The organism is Novosphingobium guangzhouense (genome assembly GCF_002896965.1).
GTDB lineage: Bacteria > Pseudomonadota > Alphaproteobacteria > Sphingomonadales > Sphingomonadaceae > Novosphingobium > Novosphingobium guangzhouense.
Window position 1 is genome coordinate 1 of record NZ_LYMM01000100.1, and the last position, 3260, is coordinate 3260.

Below are 3260 nucleotides of genomic sequence, written 5' to 3' on the forward strand. Positions count from 1 at the left end.
CCTACCCCCGCAACCAACACCAATACAACTCTCTCAAAATCACCACCCAACGGCACACAATGCCCCTGGATACACCCCACAACACAATCTGACGTGCGCGCGGGGGGCGTCGAACAAAGGGAAGCTCAGCAGAGTTCCTTAGCTCGCCACGCCGCGCCTTCACGTCGCAGCCACGCTCGGTCAGTCGAGCGAAACCCGGGCATAGTGCGCACCGCATAGGGCGCTAGCCACAACGCAGCGCATGTCCTACGCCGCGTTGCGGGCTCCCTTGAGCACTCTTGGGCGCAAGGCCCAATGCCCGCGCCTTGCGCGCGGGGCAGACCAGGCCAAGCGGCGATGAGAACCGAGCGGTTCGAAGGCGAGACTGCCAGCCACACCGCTACCACCTGGCGCGCGGGTGCGATCTGCAAGCCTCGAAAGGGCGTCTCGCTCTATGTTGGCTGGTCCAAGGTGTCCGAGCCGCAAGCAGTGTCAGATCAATCGCCGCTACAAGACGCTCGTTATGATAGAGGGGCTGCCAGAGGGCCGGTCGCTCTCTTCAACCAAGCGAGGCACGGGCATGGTGCGTACCGCATAGGGCGCTATGCCACAACGCGCAGCGATGCGGGCAACGCAAATGCGCATCCACCATCCGGAAAGACCGGCTAAATCAGCGATGTAGGGAGATTGGATGCCCCGCGAGGATTCGAACCTCGATAGACGGAATCAGAATCCGTAGTCTTACCATTAGACGACGGGGCATCGGGAGGCGCTCCATTAGCGGGGGTGGTGATTCGGGTCAAGAGCCTTGGTGCATCAAAATGTGCGCCCCTTGCCCGTTTGCGTTCGGGGCGTTAGCATCGGCTCCAGGTACCCGTCCGATCGGCGGGAAGACATTAGAACGAGTATCAAATTTATGGCGGACCATGATCCGCCGGTTGCCAAAGTCGAAGTGCCGGAAAATGCCGGAGCTGCGGGTCGTCCGTCGCGCCGGCGCAAGGGTAGGAAGGGCAAGGCGAAGGCATCTTCCAGCCCCCAGCCGTCCGGTACGAAAGCCAAGGGAAAGGCGCGCCCGCCGGGCAGCGCCTGCAAGCCCGAGGCAGGCAAGGCACCGCGCGCAGAAAAGACGGTCGTAGCGCCTGCAAAGGCGTCGGCGCAGCCCGCCCGATCAGTTCAGCAAGATGGACGCGTGCAGTCGGCAAGGTCGTCGTCGGCCGTTTCCGGCTTCGCTTCCGGGCGGCAGGCTTACGCGGCGATCGATCTTGGCACGAATAATTGCCGGCTGCTGATCGCAAGGCCGTCGGGCGAGAACTTCACGGTCATCGATGCCTTCAGTCGCGTGGTCAGGCTCGGCGAGGGGATCGCGCAGTCCGGGCGCCTTTCGGATGCGGCGATGGAGCGCACGCTTGGCGCGCTGCGGGTCTGCGCGGACAAGCTGATGCGTCGTAACGTCTATCTTGCCCGTTCGGTGGCGACCGAGGCGTGCAGGCGCGCCAGTAACGGCCCGGAATTCATCGACCGCGTGCGTCGTGAAACGGGTATTCAGCTGGATATCATCTCTGCGCGGGAAGAGGCGCGCCTGGCGGTGCTGGGTTGCCATGTGCTGCTGGAGGATGGCTTCGGGCCCGCGATGATCTTCGACATAGGCGGCGGATCGACCGAACTTGTCCTGATCGAAAGCACTGGCACCGTACCGCGCATCCTGGACTGGCAATCGGTGCCATGGGGCGTCGTTTCTCTGACCGAAAGCTGCGGGCCGGAAGGCACTACGCAAGGCGAGCGTCTGGAGCGCTACCGCCATATGCACAGCCTGGTGGCGGAGAGCTTTTCGGCCTTCTCCAAGCGGGTGGCACCGGCGCGCGAGAGCGCCAGCCAGGAAGGGCCGTTGCGCCTGCTGGGCACCAGCGGCACCGTGACGACGCTGGCCAGCCTGCACCTTGAACTGCCGCAGTACGACCGGCGCATGGTTGACGGGCTGATCGTGCCGGCCGAATCGATGCGGGGGATCAGTTCGCGCCTGTCTTCGATGGCGATCGAGGATCGGCGCGAACTCAACTGTATCGGGCGGGAGCGGGCAGACCTTGTGGTCGCAGGCTGCGCGATCCTTGAAGCCATCCTCGACCTTTGGCCCGCCGCGCGCCTTGGCGTTGCAGATCGCGGCATCCGCGAAGGCATCCTGCGCAGCCTGATCGCCTCGCATTCGACGGGGCCAGCATCTGGAATTAGAAACATGACCGATACCATCCGCAACGCTGTAGGTGCCCGATGAGCCGTTCCGGCCGCGATCCCGGCGAACGCCTGAAAACAGCCAAGAAGCGCTCGACGAGTTCGGCGCGCTGGTTGACGCGCCAGTTGAATGATCCTTACGTCAAGAAGGCCAAGGCGGACGGCTATCGCAGCCGCGCAGCCTACAAGTTGCTGGAGCTTGACGAGAAGTTCGAGCTGTTCAAGGGCGTCGAACGCGCCGTCGACCTTGGTATCGCGCCGGGCGGATGGAGCCAGGTGCTGCGCCTCAAGCGGCCCAAGGCAAAGGTCGTGGGCATCGATCTGCTTCCCACCGACCCGATCGAGGGCGTCACCATCTTCCAGATGGATTTCATGGCGGACGAGGCCCCTGCGGCGCTCGACGGGGCGCTGGAAGGCGCGCCGGACCTTGTCATGTCGGACATGGCGGCCAACACCGTGGGCCACAAGCAGACGGATCACTTGCGCACCATGGGGCTGGTAGAAACGGCGGCGGACTTCGCCATCCAGTATCTGGCCCCGGGGGGAACTTTCGTTGCAAAGGTGCTGGCCGGAGGTACGGACACGCAGCTGCTTGGTCTGCTCAAGAAGCACTTCACCAGCGTCAAGCATGCCAAGCCACCGGCGAGTCGCAAGGATTCTTCCGAATGGTACGTCATCGCCAAGGGCTTCAAGGGTTCCGGCGAAGCGAGCCAAGCTTGACATTTATAACCAAATAGGCTATATGGCCCAGCATCCGGGGTGACGAGGTACACGTCGCCTGCGGTGTATCGGGTCGGCGTCGTGGGCCGGGATGCGGTTTCAAAGCCGTGATCACGCACCCCACGCGTCCGTTCGAAGACCCGGACCGTCCTCTCGGCTTCTGGAAAGGTGGCATCTGCCTGATCCTGCGACATACGGCGGGACATCGGATGCCCTATCCCGGATGACCCATGGCCGCTCAAGACGCGAACCCTGACGTCGGTCATACGGGACGAGTTCGATGGAATGCTGGTCGAGCCGGGCTGCCCGCTGCTACCCGGCCACTCGCCTGAGCC

The 3260-nt window shown here is 63.7% G+C and carries 2 protein-coding genes and 1 tRNA gene; 2 read left to right on the forward strand and 1 reads right to left on the reverse strand.

Features of this window, described 5'->3' with window-relative positions; all coding sequences use genetic code 11:
* Positions 1-667: 667 nt before the first annotated feature.
* Positions 668-741: transfer RNA gene (locus A8V01_RS26895), tRNA-Gln, on the reverse strand.
* A 154-nt stretch (positions 742-895) separates the two neighbouring features.
* Between A8V01_RS26895 and A8V01_RS26900 the strand changes: the two genes are divergently transcribed.
* A complete protein-coding gene (locus A8V01_RS26900; protein ID WP_103099309.1) occupies positions 896-2248 on the forward strand; it encodes a Ppx/GppA phosphatase family protein in 1353 nt (450 codons plus the stop codon).
* Positions 2245-2925, forward strand: coding sequence for an RlmE family RNA methyltransferase (locus A8V01_RS26905; protein ID WP_103099310.1), 681 nt, complete (start codon positions 2245-2247; stop codon positions 2923-2925). Before A8V01_RS26900 ends, A8V01_RS26905 begins: the two co-directional genes overlap by 4 nt.
* The last annotated feature ends 335 nt before the right edge of the window (positions 2926-3260 follow it).

Coding starts and splice junctions, on each gene's coding strand:
- A8V01_RS26905 (WP_103099310.1), top strand. CDS start 2,245: ATGAGCCGTTCCGGCCGCGATCCCGGCGAACGCCTGAAAACAGCCAAG.
- A8V01_RS26900 (WP_103099309.1), top strand. CDS start 896: ATGGCGGACCATGATCCGCCGGTTGCCAAAGTCGAAGTGCCGGAAAAT.